Annotated in this window: 18 protein-coding genes; 16 read left to right on the top strand and 2 right to left on the bottom strand. The window is 71.6% G+C overall.

The window, feature by feature from the left end:
* Nucleotides 1–11: 11 nt before the first annotated feature.
* On the bottom strand, nt 12–680 hold the full coding sequence (locus JIW86_RS13745; protein ID WP_257553994.1) for a bifunctional DNA primase/polymerase: 669 nt from the start codon (nt 678–680) through the stop codon (nt 12–14).
* Nucleotides 681–1,053: 373 nt separating this feature from the next.
* Between JIW86_RS13745 and JIW86_RS13740 the strand changes: the two genes are divergently transcribed.
* From JIW86_RS13740 to ftsH, 6 genes are all read left to right on the top strand, one after another.
* Nucleotides 1,054–2,553, top strand: coding sequence for a hypothetical protein (locus JIW86_RS13740; protein ID WP_416237561.1), 1,500 nt, complete (start codon nt 1,054–1,056; stop codon nt 2,551–2,553).
* Between the two features lie 318 nt (nt 2,554–2,871).
* Nucleotides 2,872–4,218: an ammonium transporter gene (locus tag JIW86_RS13735; RefSeq protein ID WP_215150453.1), complete on the top strand. Its 1,347-nt coding sequence runs from the start codon at nt 2,872–2,874 to the stop codon at nt 4,216–4,218.
* Nucleotides 4,215–4,553: a P-II family nitrogen regulator gene (locus tag JIW86_RS13730; protein ID WP_215150452.1), complete on the top strand. Its 339-nt coding sequence runs from the start codon at nt 4,215–4,217 to the stop codon at nt 4,551–4,553. Before JIW86_RS13735 ends, JIW86_RS13730 begins: the two co-directional genes overlap by 4 nt.
* Nucleotides 4,554–4,570: 17 nt before the next feature.
* The gene (locus JIW86_RS13725; RefSeq protein WP_257553992.1) at nt 4,571–6,997 is read left to right on the top strand and encodes a [protein-PII] uridylyltransferase; all 2,427 of its coding nucleotides are present in this window, start codon (nt 4,571–4,573) and stop codon (nt 6,995–6,997) included.
* 158 nt (nt 6,998–7,155) lie between these two features.
* Nucleotides 7,156–8,730 carry a signal recognition particle protein gene (gene ffh, locus JIW86_RS13720; protein ID WP_215150448.1) on the top strand — a complete coding sequence of 525 codons (1,575 nt, stop codon included), beginning with the start codon at nt 7,156–7,158 and terminating at the stop codon, nt 8,728–8,730.
* Between the two features lie 127 nt (nt 8,731–8,857).
* Nucleotides 8,858–10,798, top strand: coding sequence for an ATP-dependent zinc metalloprotease FtsH (gene ftsH / locus JIW86_RS13715; protein WP_257553990.1), 1,941 nt, complete (start codon nt 8,858–8,860; stop codon nt 10,796–10,798).
* Nucleotides 10,799–10,808: 10 nt separating this feature from the next.
* Here ftsH and JIW86_RS13710 read toward each other — a convergent pair whose 3' ends face one another.
* On the bottom strand, nt 10,809–11,546 hold the full coding sequence (locus JIW86_RS13710; protein ID WP_257553989.1) for a methyltransferase type 11: 738 nt from the start codon (nt 11,544–11,546) through the stop codon (nt 10,809–10,811).
* A gap of 131 nt (nt 11,547–11,677) precedes the next feature.
* Here JIW86_RS13710 and proS point away from each other — a divergent pair, with 131 nt between their 5' ends.
* The 10 genes from proS to lepB (JIW86_RS13660) all read left to right on the top strand — a co-directional run bounded on the left by proS (nt 11,678) and on the right by lepB (JIW86_RS13660) (nt 19,451).
* A complete protein-coding gene (gene proS, locus JIW86_RS13705; RefSeq protein ID WP_215150442.1) occupies nt 11,678–13,090 on the top strand; it encodes a proline--tRNA ligase in 1,413 nt (470 codons plus the stop codon).
* A gap of 199 nt (nt 13,091–13,289) precedes the next feature.
* Nucleotides 13,290–13,886, top strand: coding sequence for a hypothetical protein (locus JIW86_RS13700; RefSeq protein WP_069922136.1), 597 nt, complete (start codon nt 13,290–13,292; stop codon nt 13,884–13,886).
* A 272-nt stretch (nt 13,887–14,158) separates the two neighbouring features.
* Complete coding sequence (gene rpsP / locus JIW86_RS13695; RefSeq protein WP_215150440.1) at nt 14,159–14,596, top strand: 30S ribosomal protein S16; 438 nt, start codon at nt 14,159–14,161, stop codon at nt 14,594–14,596.
* A gap of 2 nt (nt 14,597–14,598) precedes the next feature.
* Nucleotides 14,599–14,838: an RNA-binding protein gene (locus JIW86_RS13690; protein ID WP_007266827.1), complete on the top strand. Its 240-nt coding sequence runs from the start codon at nt 14,599–14,601 to the stop codon at nt 14,836–14,838.
* A 93-nt stretch (nt 14,839–14,931) separates the two neighbouring features.
* Nucleotides 14,932–15,489, top strand: coding sequence for a ribosome maturation factor RimM (gene rimM / locus JIW86_RS13685; protein ID WP_215150438.1), 558 nt, complete (start codon nt 14,932–14,934; stop codon nt 15,487–15,489).
* Nucleotides 15,489–16,310, top strand: coding sequence for a tRNA (guanosine(37)-N1)-methyltransferase TrmD (trmD, locus tag JIW86_RS13680; protein ID WP_257553986.1), 822 nt, complete (start codon nt 15,489–15,491; stop codon nt 16,308–16,310). The genes rimM and trmD overlap by 1 nt, the downstream gene beginning before the upstream one ends.
* Before the next feature lie 133 nt (nt 16,311–16,443).
* A complete protein-coding gene (rplS, locus tag JIW86_RS13675; RefSeq protein ID WP_073911044.1) occupies nt 16,444–16,794 on the top strand; it encodes a 50S ribosomal protein L19 in 351 nt (116 codons plus the stop codon).
* A gap of 44 nt (nt 16,795–16,838) precedes the next feature.
* The gene (gene lepB / locus JIW86_RS13670) at nt 16,839–17,585 is read left to right on the top strand and encodes a signal peptidase I (protein WP_257553985.1); all 747 of its coding nucleotides are present in this window, start codon (nt 16,839–16,841) and stop codon (nt 17,583–17,585) included.
* Nucleotides 17,578–18,432, top strand: a complete 855-nt coding sequence (gene lepB, locus JIW86_RS13665; protein WP_416237560.1) for a signal peptidase I — start codon at nt 17,578–17,580, stop codon at nt 18,430–18,432. The genes lepB (JIW86_RS13670) and lepB (JIW86_RS13665) overlap by 8 nt, the downstream gene beginning before the upstream one ends.
* A 113-nt stretch (nt 18,433–18,545) precedes the next feature.
* Nucleotides 18,546–19,451 (top strand): signal peptidase I, encoded by a 906-nt coding sequence (gene lepB, locus JIW86_RS13660; protein ID WP_257553984.1) that lies wholly within the window; start codon nt 18,546–18,548, stop codon nt 19,449–19,451.
* The last annotated feature ends 36 nt before the right edge of the window (nt 19,452–19,487 follow it).

Here is a 19,487-nt window from a genome sequence, read left to right as displayed (position 1 = left end):
TGTGGGAGGGGCTACCGGCGGAAGCGGTGGCAGATGTAGGCGAGGGTGCCGAGCAGCAGCCGGGCCTGCGGTGGCCCCCCGGCCGAGTCGAGCGCGGGCGGCCGCAGCCAGCTGACCTGGCCGAGCCCGGCCCGGTCGGAGGGCGGGGCCGTCACGTGGCAGCCGTGACCCAGGGCCCGCAGGTCCAGGTCGGCGTCGTCCCAGCCCATCCGGTACAGCAGCTGCGGCAGTTCGGCCGCCGCGCCGGGCGCCACGAAGAACTGCGCCCTGCCGTCCGCGGTCTCGATGACCGGTCCGAGCGGCAGGCCCATCCGCTCCAGCCGGACCAGTGCGCGCCGTCCGGCCTCCGCTTCGACCTCGATGACGTCGAAGGAGCGGCCCACGGGGAGCAGCACCGCGGCGCCCGGGTACTCGCCCCAGGCCTCGGTGACCTCGTCCAGGGTGGCCCCGGCCTTGACCGTGGGGGCGAAGGCCAGCGGATGCGCCCCGGGGGCGGTGCACCGCGTGTCCCCGCAGGAGCAGTCCCGGGCGGGCGCCGCGGCGCGGGCGCCGGGGACCACGTCCCAGCCCCACAGCCCGGTGTACTCCGCCACCGCCGTGCACTCCGAGGTCCGGCCGCGGCGCCGGGCGCCGGAGCGGAACTCCTTGGTGCCACGGCTGCCGCCGATCGTGAAGCCCATGCCCATGCCCCCTCCAACGGGTCGGACGCTCCGGTGGTTACGACGTCGGCGGGACTCCTTGCCCGGCGCACTCCTCGCCGCGCGCGCCCTCAGTGCACTCCGAGCAACCAATCGCCTTTCACCTTGGTGTCAAGTGAATCGCGCCTGGCCGGTGGCGAGTTCATTCAAAGGGGTGGCGAATGGTGGCGTTTCTGGAATCGACCTCGCCGGAGGGGTGATCGTAGGATTACTTTCGGTACACGAACCCCCAAGGCAGGCCCGTCCGTGGGTATGCCGGAGGCAATGTGTGAAGGACCCGTGAAGGTCCGTGGCGGCGCTTGCCGCTCCCGCCAGGGTTTCGTGTGGAAGAGGCTGAACGGATGGGGGCGTTCCAGTGAGCGGCAACGGCGCAAGCGGAACGGGCGAGGAGTCTGTGGAGTCCGCCGACCGGAACGTCCAGCTGACGTCGTGGTTCGTCCGCAGCGGCTGGTCGAAGGGCGAACTGGCCCGCCAGGTCAACCGCCGGGCCCGCCAGATGGGCGCGCACCACATCAGCACGGACACCTCCCGGGTGCGCCGCTGGCTCGACGGGGAACAGCCCCGCGAGCCCGTCCCGCGGATCCTCTCCGAGCTGTTCTCGGAGCGCTTCGGCTCGGTCGTCGCCATCGAGCAGCTCGGCCTGCGCACCGCCCACCAGACCCCCTCCGTCTCCGGCGTCGACCTGCCCTGGGCCGGTCCGCAGACCGTCGAACTGCTCGGCGAGTTCTCCCGCAGCGACCTGATGCTGGCCCGCCGCGGCTTCCTCGGGACCTCGCTCGCCCTCTCCGCCGGCCCCGCCCTCATCGAGCCCATGCAGCGCTGGCTCGTGCCAGCCCCGGCCGCCGACCCGGGACCGCGTGCGGTGGGGCCGGCGGGCGCCATCGGCGGCCCCCGCCCGCCGCGGCTCTCCGAACCCGAGCTCGACCTCCTCGACGCCACCACCGTCATGTTCCGCCAGTGGGACGCCCAGTGCGGGGGCGGCCTGCGCCGCAAGGCCGTGGTGGGCCAGCTCCACGAGGTCACCGACCTGCTCCAGGAGAACCACCCGGCCCCCGTCATGAAGCGGCTCTTCAAGGTCGCCGCGGAACTCGCCGAACTGGCCGGCTGGATGAGCTACGACATCGGCCTGCACCCCACCGCGCAGAAGTACTTCGTGCTCGCGCTGCACGCCGCGAAGGAGGGCGGCGACAAGCCGCTCGGCTCGTACATCCTCTCCAGCATGAGCCGCCAGATGATCCACCTGGGCCGCCCCGAGGACGCCCTGGAACTCATCCACCTCGCGCAGTACGGAAGCCGCGACTGCGCCGGACCGCGCACCCAGGCCATGCTGTATGCGATGGAGGCCCGCGCCTACGCCAACATGGGGCAGCCCAGCCGCTGCAAGCGGGCGGTGCGGATGGCCGAGGACACCTTCGGCGACGTCGGCTTCGGGGGCGAGCCCGAACCCGACTGGATCCGCTTCTTCTCCGAGGCCGAGCTGAACGGCGAGAACTCCCACTCGTACCGGGATCTCGCCTACGTCGCCGGGCGCAGCCCCACGTACGCCTCCCTCGCCGAACCCGTCATGGAGCGGGCCGTCGAACTCTTCGAGAAGGACGAGGAGCACCAGCGCTCCTACGCCCTCAACCTCATCGGCATGGCCACCGTCCACCTGCTCCAGCGCGAGCCCGAACAGGCCACCGTCCTCGTCGGCCGGGCCCTGGACGTGGCGCAAAAGGTTCGGTCCGAGCGGGTGAACACCCGGCTGCGCAAGACCGTCGACACCGCGGCCCGTGAGTACGGCGACGTCGCCGACGTGGTCCGGCTCACCGACATCCTCGCCGCCCGGCTCCCCGAAGCCGCGGAGGCCGTCTGACGACCGACCCGGTCGTCCCCGAGGCCCCGGCCGCGGCAGTCAACCCCGTGAAGCCCGATCAGGCTCCCCCAGCCAGGACGTCCGGGTACTGCCGCGGCCGGTTTTCCGCCCGCCGTCCGTTCATGGACGCGTAACACGCCCGACCTCTTCGTCACGGGCACGAAACACCCAGCGGCGCCGCCGGAAACCGGCCTGCGCGAATCTCAGGGCCAATAACCGGCCAGTCCAGGCCAGCCCCCCACCCGGCCGGACCCCTTAACGCCGCTCAGGTTTTCACGATCGCCCGCACGCGAACGTACCGACGACGAGGAGACGCCGATGGCATCAGCCATCACGACCCTCGCGGCAGACGCCCCGACGCTGTCTGCCGCGAACACCGGGTTCATGCTCATCTGCTCCGCCCTGGTCATGCTGATGACCCCGGGACTCGCCTTCTTCTACGGAGGCATGGTCCGCGTCAAGAGCAGCCTCAACATGCTGATGATGAGTTTCATCAGCCTCGGGATCGTCACGATCCTGTGGGTCCTCTACGGCTTCAGCCTCGCCTTCGGCACCGACTCCGGCTCACTCATCGGCTGGAACTCCGACTACGTGGGCCTGAGCGGCATCGGGATCACCGAGCTGTGGGACGGCTACACCATCCCGGTCTACGTCTTCGCCGTCTTCCAGCTGATGTTCGCCGTGATCACCCCCGCCCTGATCAGCGGCGCCCTGGCCGACCGCGTGAAGTTCAGCGCCTGGGCCCTGTTCACCGCCCTGTGGGTCACCGTCGTGTACTTCCCCGTCGCCCACTGGGTCTGGGGCGCGGGCGGCTGGCTCTTCGAGCTCGGCGTGATCGACTTCGCGGGCGGCACCGCCGTCCACATCAACGCCGGCGCCGGCGCCCTCGGCGTGATCCTGGTCATCGGCAAGCGCGTCGGGTTCAAGAAGGACCCGATGCGCCCGCACAGCCTCCCTCTCGTGATGCTGGGCGCCGGTCTCCTGTGGTTCGGCTGGTTCGGCTTCAACGCGGGCTCCTGGCTCGGCAACGACGACGGCGTCGGCGCGGTCATGTTCGTCAACACCCAGGTCGCCACGGCCGCCGCCATGCTCGCCTGGCTCGCCTACGAGAAGCTGCGCCACGGCTCCTTCACGACCCTCGGCGCCGCCTCCGGCGCGGTCGCGGGCCTCGTCGCCATCACCCCCTCCGGCGGTGCGGTCAGCCCGCTCGGCGCGATCGCGGTCGGCGCCATCGCCGGTGTGCTGTGCGCCATGGCGGTGGGCCTCAAGTACAAGTTCGGCTACGACGACTCCCTCGACGTGGTCGGCGTCCACCTCGTCGGCGGTGTCGCCGGCTCCCTGCTCGTCGGCCTCTTCGCCACCGGCGGGGTCCAGTCCGACGTCGCCGGCCTCTTCTACGGCGGCGGCCTGGAGCAGCTCGGCAAGCAGGCCATCGGAGTCTTCTCGGTCCTGGCCTACTCTCTCGTGGCGTCCGCGCTGCTCGCCTTCCTCCTCGACAAGACGATCGGGATGCGGGTCACCGAGGACGACGAGGTCTCCGGCATCGACCAGGTCGAACACGCCGAGACCGCCTACGACTTCAGCGGGGCAGGCGGCGGATCCTCCTCCCGGAGCACCGCCGTACCCGCCACCGCTGCCGCCGCGAGCAAGAAGGTTGACGCATGAAGCTGATCACCGCGATCGTCAAGCCGCACAAGCTGGACGAGATCAAGGAAGCCCTCCAGACCTTCGGAGTCCAGGGGCTCACGGTCACCGAGGCCAGCGGCTACGGCCGGCAGCGCGGCCACACCGAGGTCTACCGCGGCGCCGAGTACACCGTGGACCTCGTACCGAAGATCCGTATCGAGGTGCTCACCGAGGACACCGACGCCGAAGAGGTGATCCGGGTCATCGTGAGCGCCGCCGCCACCGGAAAGATCGGCGACGGCAAGGTGTGGAGCGTCCCCGTGGACTCGGTGGTCCGGGTCCGCACCGGCGAGCGCGGCGCTGACGCGCTCTAGGTGACGGGAGCTCCTGGGTGACGAGCGTCGAGAAGACCACGGACCACACGGCCGACTCGGGACCCAGCGGATACGCCGCGGCCCGGCTGCGACTCCTCCAGGAGGAGTCGCGGTCCGGGCCTTCGCGGCGTTCCGCCCTGGCCGGGCTGACCGACGAATGGCTGAGCGCCCTGTTCGCGACCGCCGTACGGGAGACCGGCGTACGCGGCGCCTCGCTGGTGGCCGTCGGCGGCTACGGGCGGGGCGAGCTCTCCCCGCGCAGCGACCTCGACCTGGTGCTGCTGCACGACGGCAAGGCGGAGCCGCGGCAGCTCAGCGCGCTGGCCGACCGCCTCTGGTACCCGGTGTGGGACCTGGGCCTCGCCCTCGACCACTCCGTACGGACACCCGCCGAGGCCCGCAAGACGGCCGCCGAGGACCTCAAGGTGCACCTGGGGCTGCTGGACGCCCGGCCGGTCGCCGGTGACGCCGGCCTCCTCGCGGGCCTGCGGACCTCCGTCCTGGCCGACTGGCGCAACCAGGCCGCCAAGCGGCTCCCGCAGCTGCACTCCCTGTGCCGGGAGCGGGCCGAGCGCGCCGGGGAGCTCCGCTTCCTGCTCGAACCCGACCTCAAGGAGGCCCGCGGCGGGCTCCGGGACGTCACCGCGCTGCGGGCGGTGGCGGCGTCCTGGCTGGCCGACGCCCCGCGCGAGGGCCTCGCCGAGGCCCGGCGGCGGCTCCTGGACGCCCGGGACGCCCTGCACCTGGTGACAGGCCGGGCCACCGACCGGCTGTCGCTCCAGGAACAGGACCAGGTCGCGGCGCAGCTCGGGCTGCTCGACGCGGACGCGCTGCTCCGCGAGGTGTACGAGGCCGCGCGGGTCGTCGCGTACGCCGGTGACGTGACCTGGCGGGAGGTCGGGCGGGTGCTGCGGGCGCGCGCGGCCCGGCCCCGGCTGCGCGGCCTGCTGGGCACCCGGGGCCCCGTGGCGGCCCCGCGGGCACCGCTCGCCGAAGGGGTAGTGGAGTCCGACGGCGAGGCCGTACTGGCCCTGGCCGCGCGCCCCGACCGCGATCCGGTGCTCGCGCTGCGGCTCGCCGCGGCCGCCGCGCAGGCGGGGCTGCCCGTATCGCTGCACGCCCTGCGCAGGCTCGCGGCACAGGGCAAACCGCTGCCGGTGCCGTGGCCGGCGGAGGCCCGCGAACAGCTGCTGACGCTGCTGGGCGCGGGGGAGCCGACGGTGGCCGTGTGGGAGGCACTGGAGGCGGAAGGCCTGATCACGCGCCTGCTGCCCGACTGGGAGCGGGTACGGTGCCGCCCCCAGCGAAATCCCGTCCACACCTGGACGGTGGACCGGCACCTGATCGAGACGGCGGTGCGCGCCTCGGCCCTCACCCGCCGGGTCGGCCGCCCCGACCTGCTCCTGATGGCCGCCCTCCTGCACGACATCGGCAAGGGCTGGCCGGGGGACCACTCGGTGGCGGGCGAGACGATCGCCCGCGACGTCGCGGCCCGGGTCGGCTTCGACGCGCAGGACGTCGCCGTGCTGGGGGCGCTCGTACGCCACCACCTGCTGCTGATCGACACCGCGACCCGGCGCGACCTGGACGACCCGGCGACCGTCCGCTCGGTCGCCGAGGCCGTGGGGTCGGTGGGCACGCTGGAGATACTGCACGCCCTGACCGAGGCGGACGCCCTGGCCACCGGGCCGGCGGCGTGGAGCAGCTGGCGGGCAATGCTGGTCGACGACCTCGTCGCGCGCGTCGCCGCCGTGCTGCGGGGTACGCCGCAGGACGTGCCGCAGCCGGAGATCCCGACGACCGAGCAGGAACGGCTGGCGGTGGAGGCCGTGCGCACCGGGGAGCCGGTGCTCGCCCTCCACGCCCGTCAGGAGGAGGACGCGGTCGGCGTGGAACTCGTCGTGGCCGTCCCCGACCAGCCGGGGGTCCTCCCGGCGGTGGCCGGGGTGCTGGCCCTGCACCGGCTCACCGTCCGGGCGGCCGACCTGCGCTCCATGGAGCTCCCGGACCTGGCGGGGGAGGTGCTGGTGCTGCGCTGGCGGGTGGCGGCGGAGTACGGGGCGCTGCCGGAGGCCGCCCGGCTGCGCACCGACCTGATCCGCGCCCTGGACGGCTCGCTGGACGTCCCGGCGAAGCTGGCGGACCGCGAGGCGGCGTACCCGCGCAGGCGCGGGGTGCTACCGCCGCCGCCCCGGGTCACGGTGGTCGCGGACGTCTCCGCGCTGGCCACGGTCCTGGAGGTGCGGGCCCCCGATGCGGTGGGGCTGCTCCACCGGGTCGGCCGCGCGCTGGAATCGGCGGGGGTGCGGGTGCGCAGCGCGCACGTCTCGACGCTGGGTGCCAATGCGGTGGACACCGTGTACGTGGTCGACGGCGACGGCAAACCGCTTCCCGCGCGGGAGGCCGCGGCCTTGGCAGGGTCGGTGCAGGCGGCCCTGTCGTAACCTGCGGCACCGTTGTCGGGGCTCCGCCCCCGGACCCTTCAGGCGTGGGGTCCGGGGCGGAGCCCCGGGAAAAACTGCCCGCAGGGCCGGGCAGGTGGCGCGGCCCGATACCCTGGGGGACGACCACAACGCCCCCGACCCGAGGAATCGCGACCACCGTGTTCGATACGCTCTCCGACCGCTTGGCGAATACCTTCAAGGGCCTGCGCGGCAAAGGCCGGCTGTCCGAGGCTGACATCGACGCAGCGGCCCGGGAAATCCGTATCGCCCTCCTCGAGGCCGACGTCGCCCTCCCCGTCGTCCGTTCCTTCATCTCGAACGTCAAGGAAAGGGCCCGCGGCGAGGAGGTCAGCAAGGCGCTGAACCCCGGCCAGCAGGTCCTCAAGATCGTCAACGACGAGCTCGTGACGATCCTCGGCGGCGAGACCCGGCGGCTGCGGTTCGCCAAGACCGCCCCCACCGTGATCATGCTGGCCGGCCTCCAGGGTGCTGGTAAGACCACCCTGGCCGGAAAGCTCGGCCTGTGGCTCAAGGGGCAGGGCCACACCCCGCTCCTCGTCGCGTGCGACCTCCAGCGCCCCAACGCCGTCAACCAGCTGGGCGTCGTCGCCGACCGCGCGGGCGTCGCGTTCTACGGCCCGCAGCCCGGCAACGGCGTCGGCGACCCGGTCCAGGTCGCGAAGGACTCCATCGAGTACGCGCGCACCAAGCAGCACGACATCGTCATCGTCGACACCGCCGGCCGCCTCGGCATCGACGCCGAGCTGATGCAGCAGGCCGCGGACATCCGCGACGCCGTCAGCCCCGACGAGATCCTCTTCGTCGTCGACGCCATGATCGGCCAGGACGCGGTCAACACCGCCGAGGCCTTCCGCGACGGCGTCGGTTTCGACGGCGTCGTGCTCTCCAAGCTCGACGGTGACGCCCGGGGCGGTGCCGCGCTCTCCATCGCGCACGTCACCGGCAAGCAGATCATGTTCGCCTCGAACGGCGAGAAGCTCGACGAGTTCGACGCCTTCCACCCGGACCGCATGGCCGGCCGGATCCTCGACATGGGTGACATGCTCACCCTCATCGAGCAGGCCGAGAAGACCTTCTCGCAGGCCGAGGCCGAGAAGATGGCGGCCAAGCTCGCCAAGGGCCCCAAGGAGTTCACGCTCGACGACTTCCTGGCCCAGATGGAGCAGGTCCGCAAGATGGGCTCCATCTCCAAGCTGCTCGGCATGCTCCCCGGCATGGGGCAGATCAAGGACCAGATCAACAACATCGACGAGCGCGACGTGGACCGCACCGCCGCGATCATCAAGTCGATGACCCCGGCCGAGCGCCAGGACCCGACGATCATCAACGGCTCGCGCCGTGCCCGTATCGCCAAGGGCTCCGGCACCGAGGTCAGCGCGGTCAAGTCGCTCGTGGAGCGGTTCTTCGACGCCCGCAAGATGATGTCCCGCATGGCGCAGGGCGGCGGCATGCCGGGCATGCCCGGCATCCCCGGGATGGGCGGCGGCCCCGGCCGGCAGAAGAAGCAGGTCAAGCAGGCCAAGGGCAAGCGCAAGAGCGGCAACCCGATGAAGCGCAAGGAAGAGGAGGCCGCAGCAGCGGCCCGCCGCGAGCAGGGCCCGCAGGCGATCGAGCCCGCGGCCGGCGGCAACCCCTTCGGCCTTCCGGCGGGCGGCGCTCAGCCGGGCGAGGACTTCGACCTTCCGGACGAGTTCAAGAAGTTCATGAAGTAGTACGTACGCGGGTACGCGAACGCTGGGCCCCGGCTGTGTCACACGGCCGGGGCCTTGCCGTTCCTGCGGGGCGATGATCCGGTTTGTCGCTTATGGTCGGCCGGGAGGACGGCATAAGGAGGCGCCCGTGCCCAGCCCCACCCCCGTACCGCCCCGAGACCGGGCCGACACGCCGTGGCGCTCGGAGGGTGCGCCGCCCGCCCCCGCGCCGAAGCGGAAGATGCCGGGCGGCTGGCGCGGGCTGATCCTCGCCGCCCTGATCGTGTACCTGGTGACCAACCTCGTGCTGTCCTTCTTCAACGAGGGCGACGAGCCGACGATCTCGTACACGGAGTTCAGCAAGCAGGTCGCCAACGGCAACGTCTCGAAGATCTACTCCAAGGGCGACGCCATCCAGGGCGAGCTGAAGGCCAAGCAGGCGCTGCCCGACGGGGACAAGGGCGACTACACCAAGTTCGTCACCCAGCGCCCCGCCTTCGCCGACGACGACCTGTGGGCCGACCTCACCAAGCAGAACGTGAACGTGACGGCCTCCCCGGTCGTCGTCCAGCGCAGCTTCCTGGCCAATCTGCTGCTCTCCCTCGCCCCGATGCTGCTCCTGGTCCTCCTGTGGGTGTTCATCGCCCGCCGCATGAGCGGTGCGGGGATGGGCGGCATGGGCGGGCTGGGCCGCAAGGCACCGCCCAAACCCGTGGAGCTGCAGGTGGGCGCCCAGCGCACCACCTTCCAGGACGTGGCGGGCATCGACGAGGTCGCGGGCGAGCTCAACGACGTCGTCGACTTCCTCAAGAACCCGCAGCAGTACCGGGACATGGGCGCCCGGATGCCCCGGGGCGTCCTGCTGTCCGGCCCGCCCGGCACCGGCAAGACCCTGCTCGCGCGGGCGGTCGCGGGTGAGGCAGGGGTGCCGTTCTTCTCCGCCTCGGCCTCGGAGTTCATCGAGATGATCGTCGGCGTGGGCGCTTCCCGGGTGCGCGAACTCTTCTCCGAGGCGCGGAAAGTGGCCCCCGCGATCATCTTCATCGACGAGATCGACACCATCGGCCGGGCGCGCGGCGCGGGCGCCGGCATGGGCGGCCACGACGAACGCGAGCAGACCCTCAACCAGATCCTCACCGAGATGGACGGCTTCTCGGGCTCCGAGGGCGTGGTCGTACTGGCCGCCACCAACCGGGCGGACGTGCTGGACCCGGCCCTGACCCGGCCCGGCCGCTTCGACCGCACCGTGGTCGTCTCCCCGCCCGACCGGGGCGGACGCGAGGCCATCCTGCGCATCCACACCCGCGACATCCCCCTCGCCGAGGACGTGGAACTGACCCAGGTGGCCCGTTCGACCCCCGGCATGACCGGCGCCGAACTCGCCAACCTGGCCAACGAGGCCGCGCTGCTCGCCGTCAAACGGGGACGCAAGGCGGTCACCCAGGCCGATCTGTCCGAGGCGCTGGAGAAGGTCCAGCTGGGCGCCGAGAGGTCCCTGGTCATGCCGGAGGAGGAGCGCCGCCGGACGGCCTACCACGAGAGCGGGCACGCCCTCCTCGGCATGCTCCAGCCGGGCGCCGACCCGGTGCGCAAGGTCACGATCGTCCCCCGCGGCCGCGCGCTCGGCGTCACCCTCTCGACCCCGGACGCCGACCGCTACTCGTACACCGAGCCGTACCTGCGCGGCCGCATCATCGGGGCGCTGGGCGGCATGGCGGCCGAGCACGTGGTCTACGACGTCATCACCACGGGCTCGGAGAGCGACCTGGAACAGGTCACCAGCATCGCCCGCGGCATGGTCGGCCGCTGGGGCATGAGCGAACGCGTCGGCCGCCTCACCGCCATCCCCTCCGACGGCCAGAGCCCCTACGGCCTGTCCGCCGCCCCGGCCACCCTGGACGCGGTGGACCACGAGATGCGGCGGGTCGTGGACGAGTGCTACGAGGATGCCTGCCGACTGCTGCGCGAGAACCGCCCGAAGCTCGACGCCCTGGCCGAGGCACTCCTTGCCGCCGAGACCCTGGACGAACCCGCCGCCTACGCCGCCGCCGGGATCCCGCGCCTGACGAAGGGCCACGACGCGGACTGAAGCGACCCCGTTACGCCATTCGGGCGATCACATACCGGAAGATGTTCGGCAGCCAAACGGCCCCGTCGGGCCGCTCGTACGGGTGAAGGGCGACGGCGAGCTCCTTCTCCGCCAGCACGGGATCGGCCATCCCGAAGGGCGCGGCGTCCGCCACTCCGGTGGAGCCGGTGCCCGCGACGGGGTACAGCCCCGTCGACAACAGCCCGCGCACCGCGCTGTCCACGTCCGCGTAGCCGAACGGGCAGAACACCCGCCCCGACCCGTCCGGACGCAGTCCGGCCCGCTCCACGAGAGCGTCCAGATCCCGCGGCGCGGGCCCGCCGCCCAGCACCGCGGGCACGGTGCATCTCTCCGCCGGGCCCCAGTCGGCCAGCACCACCGCCCCGCCGCGCCGGACCGCGGGCAGGGCCCGCTCCAGCGCCACCAGGTCGGGCGAGAAGGCCAGCAGGGCGTCGTACGGGCGGCCCGCCGACGCCGACGGTGCGGACGGCGGAGTCGCCAGCACCTCCAGGAGCCGCTCGCGGGCCAGCGCCCGCCGCGCCGGATCCGCCTCCACGCCGGTGGCCGCGGCTCCCCGCCCGGCCGCGAGCAGCAGGGGCAGCCCGGCCCCGCAGCCGAGGCCCAGCAGCCGGTCCCCCGGCCCGACCTCCAGCCGGTCGTAGACCGCCTCGTACAGCGGTACCAGCATCCGTTCCTGGATCTCGGCCCAGTCCCGGGCGACGAGCGTCGCGGTCGGCGTCGGTGTCATCGAAAGAGCGCTCCTGATTCCATGTCGCCCCCTTGCCCCCGTTGACAGAGAACTCCCCATCGGCTCCCGCGTCCAGAGGAACGAGCCACCCGATTCACGCTCGGCGCGCCGGGCGCCGTACCATTCGCGCCATGGCAAAGGCACCCGTTCTCACCCCGCAGGCGGAGGATTTCCCCCGCTGGTACCAGGATCTGATCAACAAGGCCGAGCTGGCCGACAACGGTCCGGTCCGCGGCACCATGGTCATCCGACCGTACGGCTACGGCCTGTGGGAGCGGATGCAGCAGGAGATGGACGCGCGGATCAAGGACGCGGGCGCCCAGAACGCCTACTTCCCGCTCTTCATCCCGCAGTCGTACCTGACGAAGGAAGCGGAGCACGTCGAGGGCTTCGCCCCCGAGCTCGCGGTCGTCACGCACGGCGGCGGCAAGGAGCTGGAAGAGCCGGTCGTCGTCCGGCCCACCTCCGAGACGATCATCAACGACTACTTCTCCAAGTGGGTCCAGAGCTACCGCGACCTGCCCCTGCTGATCAACCAGTGGGCCAACGTGGTCCGCTGGGAGATGCGCCCGCGCGTCTTCCTCCGTACGAGCGAGTTCCTCTGGCAGGAGGGCCACACGGCCCACGCCACCTACGAGGAAGCCCGCGACTACGCCGCCCGCATCCACACGGACGTGTACGGCGACTTCATGACGAACGTGCTCGGCATCGACGTCGTGCTCGGCCGCAAGACCGCCAAGGAGCGCTTCGCCGGCGCCATCAACACCCTCACCCTCGAGGGCATGATGGGCGACGGCAAGGCCCTGCAGCTGGGCACGAGCCACGAGCTCGGCACCAACTTCGCCAAGGCCTTCAACACGCAGTACCTGTCGAAGGAAGGCAAGCAGGAGCTCGTCTGGCAGACCTCGTGGGGCGTCTCGACCCGCATGGTCGGCGGCCTGATCATGTCCCACGGCGACGACAACGGCCTGCGCGTCCCGCCGCGCCTCGCGCACGTCCAGGTCGTCGTCATGGCGATCAAGGGCGACGAGGCCGTGGCGAAGGTCCGCGAGCTGGGCGCCCAGCTGAAGGCCGCCGGTCTCCGTGTACACGTCGACGACCGCGTGGACACCCCCTTCGGCCGCCGAGCCGTCGACTGGGAGCTCAAGGGCGTACCGGTCCGCATCGAGATCGGCCCCCGCGACCTGGAGGCCGGCACCGCGATGCTGGCCCGCCGGATCCCGGGCGGCAAGACCCCGGTGCAGATCGACGCGATCGCCGACCTGCTGCCCAAGGTGCTCGACGAGGACCAGGCGCAGCTGCTGCGCGAGTCCCGCGAGCGCCGTGAGGCCCGTACCTCGGACGTCTCGACCATCGAGGAGGCCGCCGAGGCCGCCATCGCCGGTGGCTGGGCGCGGATCCCGTGGGCGGACCTCGGTCCGGAGGGCGAGGCGAAGCTGGCCGAGCAGGCCGTCTCCGTGCGCTGCCTGATCGCCGCCGACGGGTCGGTCCCGGAGTCGGACGACGCCCCCGGTACCCTCGCGATCGTCGCGCGCTCGTACTGAGTAACTCTTAGGCCCCGGCGTGCGGCTCGTGCCGCGCGCCGGGGCTGATGCTTGTCCGTCGACGTTAAGTACCGACTCCTCCTGACATCGACGCACCCGTCCTCCTCAGGACGCATGAGACTGAACTGACTGGTACGTGCAAAAAATTTGGAATGGCCCGGAATCGGAACACCGGGGCACCCCGGCTCGTTGTCACGACGTGAGCACGACACCACCTGTTCTCGCCGCAGAGCTGGCGCAGGCGTGGGCCGACATTCAGCGGTACCACTCCGAGCTGCCTGACCTTGCCGCGCCCGAGTCCCTGATCGGAGAGTCCTCGTCCGCCTGTGGCGCCGAGCTCTCCTTCGAGCGACTGCTGCACGAGGCAGTCCACGGCATCGCCGCCGCCCGGGGTGTCCGCGACACTTCGCGCGCCGGCCGTTACCACAACCGCAGATTCCTCGCGATCGCCGAGGAGATGGGGCTGGACCACTCCGAGGAGCCCCACGCGAGCAGCGGTTTCTCGCTGGTCGCGCTCAATCCGGAGGCCAAGCGACGCTACCGGCCCACCATCGAGCGGCTGCAGCGCGCGCTGAAGGCGCACACGGCCGCCACGGCCGCCGACACCAAGCGCAGTTTCCGCGGACCGGCCGCCCGGCACGGCTCCTCCGGCGGCGGCGTGCGCGTCAAGGCGGTCTGCGACTGCGGGCGCAACGTGCGCGTGGTCCCTTCCGTGCTCGCCCAGGCGCCGATCGTGTGCGGCGGCTGCATGAAGCCCTTCCGCATCCCCGAGGTGGCCGTCGCGGCGGCCTCCTGACCGCCGGGGCCGGCCCCCGCCGACATCCCGGCCGCAGGGCCGCCACTGGGGCGGCGGCCGGGGCTGGGTTCAGCCGCGCCCGCCGGGCGGGGCCGGTGCACCCCGCCCGGCTGAGCGCACCGCAGGCGTATGGCACAATGGCTAGCTGTACTCGACAGTCGCATAGGACCCCTCTCTCCTCCGGCTGACGCGTCCATCGGGCACCCGAGTACCGCAACCCCACGTGGCATCTCATGTGCCCAACCACGTCAAGTTCAGGAGACACCACTCCAGTGGCAGTCAAGATCAAGCTCAAGCGCCTCGGCAAGATTCGCCAGCCGCACTACCGCATCGTCGTCGCCGACGCCCGCACCCGCCGGGATGGTCGCGCGATCGAGGAGATCGGTATCTACCACCCGACCTACAACCCGTCGCGCATCGAGGTCAACGCCGAGCGTGCGCAGTACTGGCTGTCCGTCGGCGCCCAGCCCACCGAGGCTGTGCTCGCCATCCTGAAGCTGACCGGTGACTGGCAGGCCCACAAGGGCCTCCCCGCCCCCGCGCCGCTGCTGCAGCCGGCGACGAAGGAAGACAAGCGTCGCACCTTCGACGAGTTCGCCAAGGCCCTCGAGGGTGGCGACGCCAAGGGCGAGGCCATCACGCAGAAGGCGAAGAAGGCCGACAAGAAGGCGGACGAGGCTGAGGCCGCCGCCGAGTCGACCGAGGCCTGAGCATGCTCGAGGAGGCTCTTGAGCACCTCGTGAAGGGCATTGTGGACAACCCCGACGACGTGCAGGTCGCCTCGCGCAACCTGCGCCGCGGGCAGGTGCTCGAGGTCCGGGTTCACCCCGACGACCTCGGCAAGGTGATCGGCCGCAACGGCCGCACCGCACGTGCTCTGCGCACAGTCGTGGGCGCCATCGGCGGCCGGGGGATCCGCGTCGACCTCGTCGACGTGGACCAGGTCCGCTGAGACCCGGTTCGCCAGCAGCGTGAATCACCGGCACGGGCCGGGGAGGGCATACGTGCCCGCCCCGGCCCGTCGTCGTCTGAACAGGAGAGCACAGTGGAGTTGGTAGTCGCGCGGATCGGCCGCGCCCACGGCATCAAGGGTGAGGTCACCGTCGAGGTGCGCACCGACGAGCCGGAACTGCGGCTCAGTCCCGGCGCCGTGCTCAAGACGGAGCCCGTGACGGCGGGACCGCTGACCATCGAGACGGGCCGGGTGCACAGCGGAAGGCTGATGCTCCGCTTCGCCGGCGTCAAGGACCGCACCGGCGCCGAGGCGCTGCGCAACATCCTGCTGATCGCCGAGGTGGACCCGGCGGAGCTCCCCGAGGAGCCCGACGAGTACTACGACCACCAGCTGATGGACCTGGACGTGGTCCTCGAGGACGGCACCGAGATCGGCCGGATCACCGAGATCTCCCACCTGCCCTCGCAGGACCTCTTCATCGTCGAGCGGCCGGACGGCTCCGAGGTGATGATCCCCTTCGTCGAGGAGATCGTCGCCGAGATCGACCTCGAGGAGCAGCGCTGCGTCATCACCCCGCCGCCCGGGCTGATCGACGAGCGCGAAGCCGTCATCGACTCGACCCGTGACGAGGACGGGGAAGACGCCTGATGCGTCTCGACGTCGTCACGATCTTCCCCGAGTACCTGGAACCGCTGAACGTCTCCCTCGTCGGCAAGGCCCGCGCCCGCGGCCAGCTCGACGTACACGTCCATGACCTGCGGGACTGGACGTACGACCGGCACAACACGGTCGACGACACCCCGTACGGCGGCGGACCCGGCATGGTCATGAAGACCGATCCGTGGGGCGAGGCCCTGGACGCGGCGCTGGCCGACGGCTACGAGGCGGGCGCGCACGGGCCCGTCATGGTCGTTCCCACCCCCAGCGGCCGCCCCTTCACCCAGGAACTCGCCGTCGAACTCTCCGAGCGGCCCTGGCTGATTTTCACCCCGGCCCGCTACGAGGGCATCGACCGCCGTGTCATGGACGAGTACGCCACGCGCATGCCGGTGTACGAGGTCTCCATCGGGGACTACGTCCTGGCGGGCGGCGAGGCCGCCGTCCTGGTCGTCACCGAGGCCGTGGCCCGGCTGCTCCCCGGGGTGCTCGGCAACGCCGAATCGCACCGCGACGACTCCTTCGCCCCCGGCGAGATGGCCAACCTGTTGGAGGGGCCCGTCTACACCAAGCCCCCCGAGTGGCGCGGCCGGGGCATTCCGGAGGTGCTGCTCAGCGGCCACCACGGGAAGATCGCCCGCTGGCGCCGGGACGAGGCCTTCCGCCGGACCGCCCGCAACCGCCCGGACCTGATCGAGCGCTGCGAGGCCTCCGCCTTCGACAAGAAGGACCGGGAGATCCTCTCCGTACTGGGCTGGAAGCCGTCGGACGACGGCCGATTTTGGCTCCGGCCGCAGACCGTGGAAGAATAGGCGGCTGCTGTGTGCTCGCGGACGCCCCTGCCACAGGGGGACCGTCGTCCGCCGAGTCTCACGGCTCCCGAATTCTCTACGGAAACCCGCACCGGCGACCTGTGGCGTCGTGCGAAGAAAGCAGACGAAGAACATGTCTCACCTGCTCGATGGCGTCAACGCCGCCGCGCTCCGCTCGGACGTCCCGGCCTTCCGCCCGGGTGACACGATCAACGTGCACGTCCGCGTGATCGAGGGCAACCGCTCCCGTATCCAGCAGTTCAAGGGTGTCGTCATCCGTCGCCAGGGCGCCGGTGTCTCCGAGACCTTCACCGTTCGCAAGGTCTCCTTCAGCGTCGGCGTGGAGCGTACCTTCCCGGTCCACTCCCCGATCTTCGAGAAGATCGAGCTCGTCACCCGCGGTGACGTGCGCCGCGCCAAGCTGTACTACCTCCGTGAGCTCCGCGGCAAGGCCGCGAAGATCAAGGAGAAGCGCGACAACTGAGGTCTCCTCCGGGGTCCCGGGGCGGCCGGATAGGCTCGCCCCCGATGGACACCGAAGCACCTCACACGCAGCGCGGCCACTCTTCCCCCGACGAGGGGGAGGGGCGGTCGCGTTTCGCGTTTTCGAAGACCGGCCGGTCGGCGCGGTCGCGGCATGCCTGGCGGCTGACGTGGCGGCGGGCCGGAGTGCTCGGTGTGATCTGCACCGTCTTCCTGCTGCTGCTCAGCAATTTCGTGGTGCAGCCCTTCCTGATCCCCAGCCGCTCGATGGAGCCGACGCTCAAGGTCGGCGACCGGGTGCTGGTCGACAAGCTGGCGTACCGTTTCGGCGACCAGCCGCGCCGCGGTGACCTGGTGGTCTTCGACGGCACCGGGTCCTTCGTACGGGAACGCCCCGCGGGCCATCCGATCGGCGAGCTGCTGCACGGAGCGGCCTCCGCGCTCGGGCTCGCGGAGCCCGCCGACACCGACTTCGTCAAGCGGGTCGTGGGCGTCGGCGGCGACGACGTGGTGTGCTGCGATGCCGGGGGACGCATCGAGGTCAACGGCGTCCCGCTGGAGGAGCCGTACCTCTACCCGGGCGACGCGCCCTCGAAGGTGCCCTTCCGGATCGTCGTCCCCCTTGGGACCCTGTGGGTGATGGGTGATCATCGGTCCCAGTCCCGGGATTCGCGGGACCACCTGGGGGAACCGGGCGGGGGGATGGTGCCGGTGGAGAAGGTGATCGGGCGGGCCGAATGGATCGGCTGGCCCCTCTCGCGCTGGGGCACGGCCGGCGGCGGGCATGGGTAGCCGCGGGCGGCCGCGCGGCGGGCGGGAGCCCGAGCGCAGACCCGAGCCGGAGCCGGAACCCGTCGTGCCGGAGGGCGGCCGGGCCGAGCGGCGCCGGCTGGCCCGCCGGGTGCGGCGCCGCCGCCGCACGCGCCGGGCCGGTGAGCTGCCCCTGCTGGTGGTCGTGGCGCTGTGCATCGCGCTGCTCCTCAAGACCTTCCTGGTGCAGGCCTTCTTCATCCCGTCGGGTTCGATGGAGCAGACCATCCAGATCGGCGACCGGGTGCTGGTGGACAAACTGACCCCGTGGTTCGGCTCCGAGGTCGAGCGCGGCGACGTCGTCGTGTTCAAGGACCCCGGCGGCTGGCTCAAGGGCGAGGTCGCCCGGCCGGCCTCGGACCCGGTCGGGGTCAAGCAGGTCAAGCAGACCCTCACCTTCATCGGACTGCTGCCGTCCGCGGACGAGCAGGACTTGATCAAGCGCGTCATCGGCGTCGGCGGGGACACCGTCCAGTGCTGTGACGCCCGGGGGCGGGTCACCGTCAACGGCTCGCCGCTCGATGAGCCGTACGTGAACCCGGGCAACGCGCCCTCGGAGATCCGCTTCGAGGTGCGGGTGCCAGCGGGCCGGCTCTTCGTGATGGGCGACCACCGGGCGAACTCGGCCGACTCCCGCTACCACCTCGACGAGGCCTTCGAGGGCACCATCGACGAGAACGGGGTCGTGGGCGAGGCCGTGGTCATCGCCTGGCCGTTCGGGCACTGGCGTCGGCTGGAGACCCCCGCGACCTTCCGGATGGTGCCCGATCAGGCGCGACGCGAGGCACACGGGCGTCGTCGGCGCCGACGGGGCACTCCGTTCGCATAGTGTGTCCTGGGTCTCCCGCGCCTTAGGGAACTCCCGCTCGTTAAGGGAGGGGAGGGCCCGTGTCCGATGTCGGAGCGGGCGGCGAATCCGAGTGAGGAGTGGATGTGGGGGACGTGGCGGTAGGCGCACGATCCGGACGCGATGAAGGTGAGGAGCGGCCGGACGACGCCATCAAGCACGAGGCCGAGGCCGAGGACGACGGCGGTGGCAAGGCGCGCCCGCACCGCTCGTTCTGGAAGGAGCTTCCGCTCCTGGTCGGTATCGCGCTGCTGCTGGCCCTGCTGATCAAGACCTTCCTCGTGCAGGCGTTCTCGATCCCGTCCGACTCGATGCAGAACACCCTGCAGCGCGGGGACCGGGTGCTGGTGGACAAGCTGACCCCGTGGTTCGGCTCCGAGCCCGAGCGGGGCGAGGTCGTCGTCTTCCACGATCCGGCGAACTGGCTCTCAGGAGAGCCCACCCCCGAGCCGAACCTCGCCCAGCAGATCCTCAGCAAGATCGGCCTGATGCCGGACGCCGCCGAGAAGGACCTGATCAAGCGGACCATCGCCATCGGCGGGGACACGGTCGAGTGCAAGAAGGGCGGTCCGGTCGTCGTCAACGGCAAGGCCCTCGACGAGCCGTACATCTTCCCCGGCAACACCGCGTGCGACGACGCCCCCTTCGGTCCCCTCAAGGTGCCCAAGGGCAAGATCTGGGTGATGGGCGACCACCGGCAGAACTCCCAGGACTCCCGCTACCACATGCAGGACTCCACCGAGGGCTTCGTGCCCGTCGACAAGGTCGTCGGGCGGGCCGTCGTGATTGCATGGCCGATCACCCGCTGGTCCACCCTGCCGGTCCCCGACACCTTCGACCAGCCGGGCATCGGCAACCAGGCCGCGGCGACCGCGCTCGGCCTCGGCGCCGCCGGGCTGGCGCCGGTCGGGCTGGCTCCGGCCGCGCTGGGGCTCACGGGCGCTGTGCCGCTCGTCATGTGGCGGCGGCGGAGGCTGACCTCGGGCCCTACCGCCGGGTAGGGTGCCGCCCAGGTCGACGATCTCCGACGTGGGGGC

This window comes from Streptomyces sp. NBC_00162 (genome assembly GCF_024611995.1).
GTDB lineage: Bacteria > Actinomycetota > Actinomycetes > Streptomycetales > Streptomycetaceae > Streptomyces.
The sequence above is the reverse complement of the archived record's forward strand: the minus strand, read 5'-3'. Positions and strand labels throughout refer to the sequence as shown.

Coding starts and splice junctions, on each gene's coding strand:
- JIW86_RS13745 (WP_257553994.1), bottom strand. CDS start 680: ATGGGCTTCACGATCGGCGGCAGCCGTGGCACCAAGGAGTTCCGCTCC.
- JIW86_RS13735 (WP_215150453.1), top strand. CDS start 2,872: ATGGCATCAGCCATCACGACCCTCGCGGCAGACGCCCCGACGCTGTCT.
- JIW86_RS13730 (WP_215150452.1), top strand. CDS start 4,215: ATGAAGCTGATCACCGCGATCGTCAAGCCGCACAAGCTGGACGAGATC.
- JIW86_RS13710 (WP_257553989.1), bottom strand. CDS start 11,546: ATGACACCGACGCCGACCGCGACGCTCGTCGCCCGGGACTGGGCCGAG.
- proS (WP_215150442.1), top strand. CDS start 11,678: ATGGCAAAGGCACCCGTTCTCACCCCGCAGGCGGAGGATTTCCCCCGC.
- JIW86_RS13690 (WP_007266827.1), top strand. CDS start 14,599: ATGCTCGAGGAGGCTCTTGAGCACCTCGTGAAGGGCATTGTGGACAAC.
- trmD (WP_257553986.1), top strand. CDS start 15,489: ATGCGTCTCGACGTCGTCACGATCTTCCCCGAGTACCTGGAACCGCTG.
- rplS (WP_073911044.1), top strand. CDS start 16,444: ATGTCTCACCTGCTCGATGGCGTCAACGCCGCCGCGCTCCGCTCGGAC.
- lepB (WP_257553985.1), top strand. CDS start 16,839: ATGGACACCGAAGCACCTCACACGCAGCGCGGCCACTCTTCCCCCGAC.
- lepB (WP_416237560.1), top strand. CDS start 17,578: ATGGGTAGCCGCGGGCGGCCGCGCGGCGGGCGGGAGCCCGAGCGCAGA.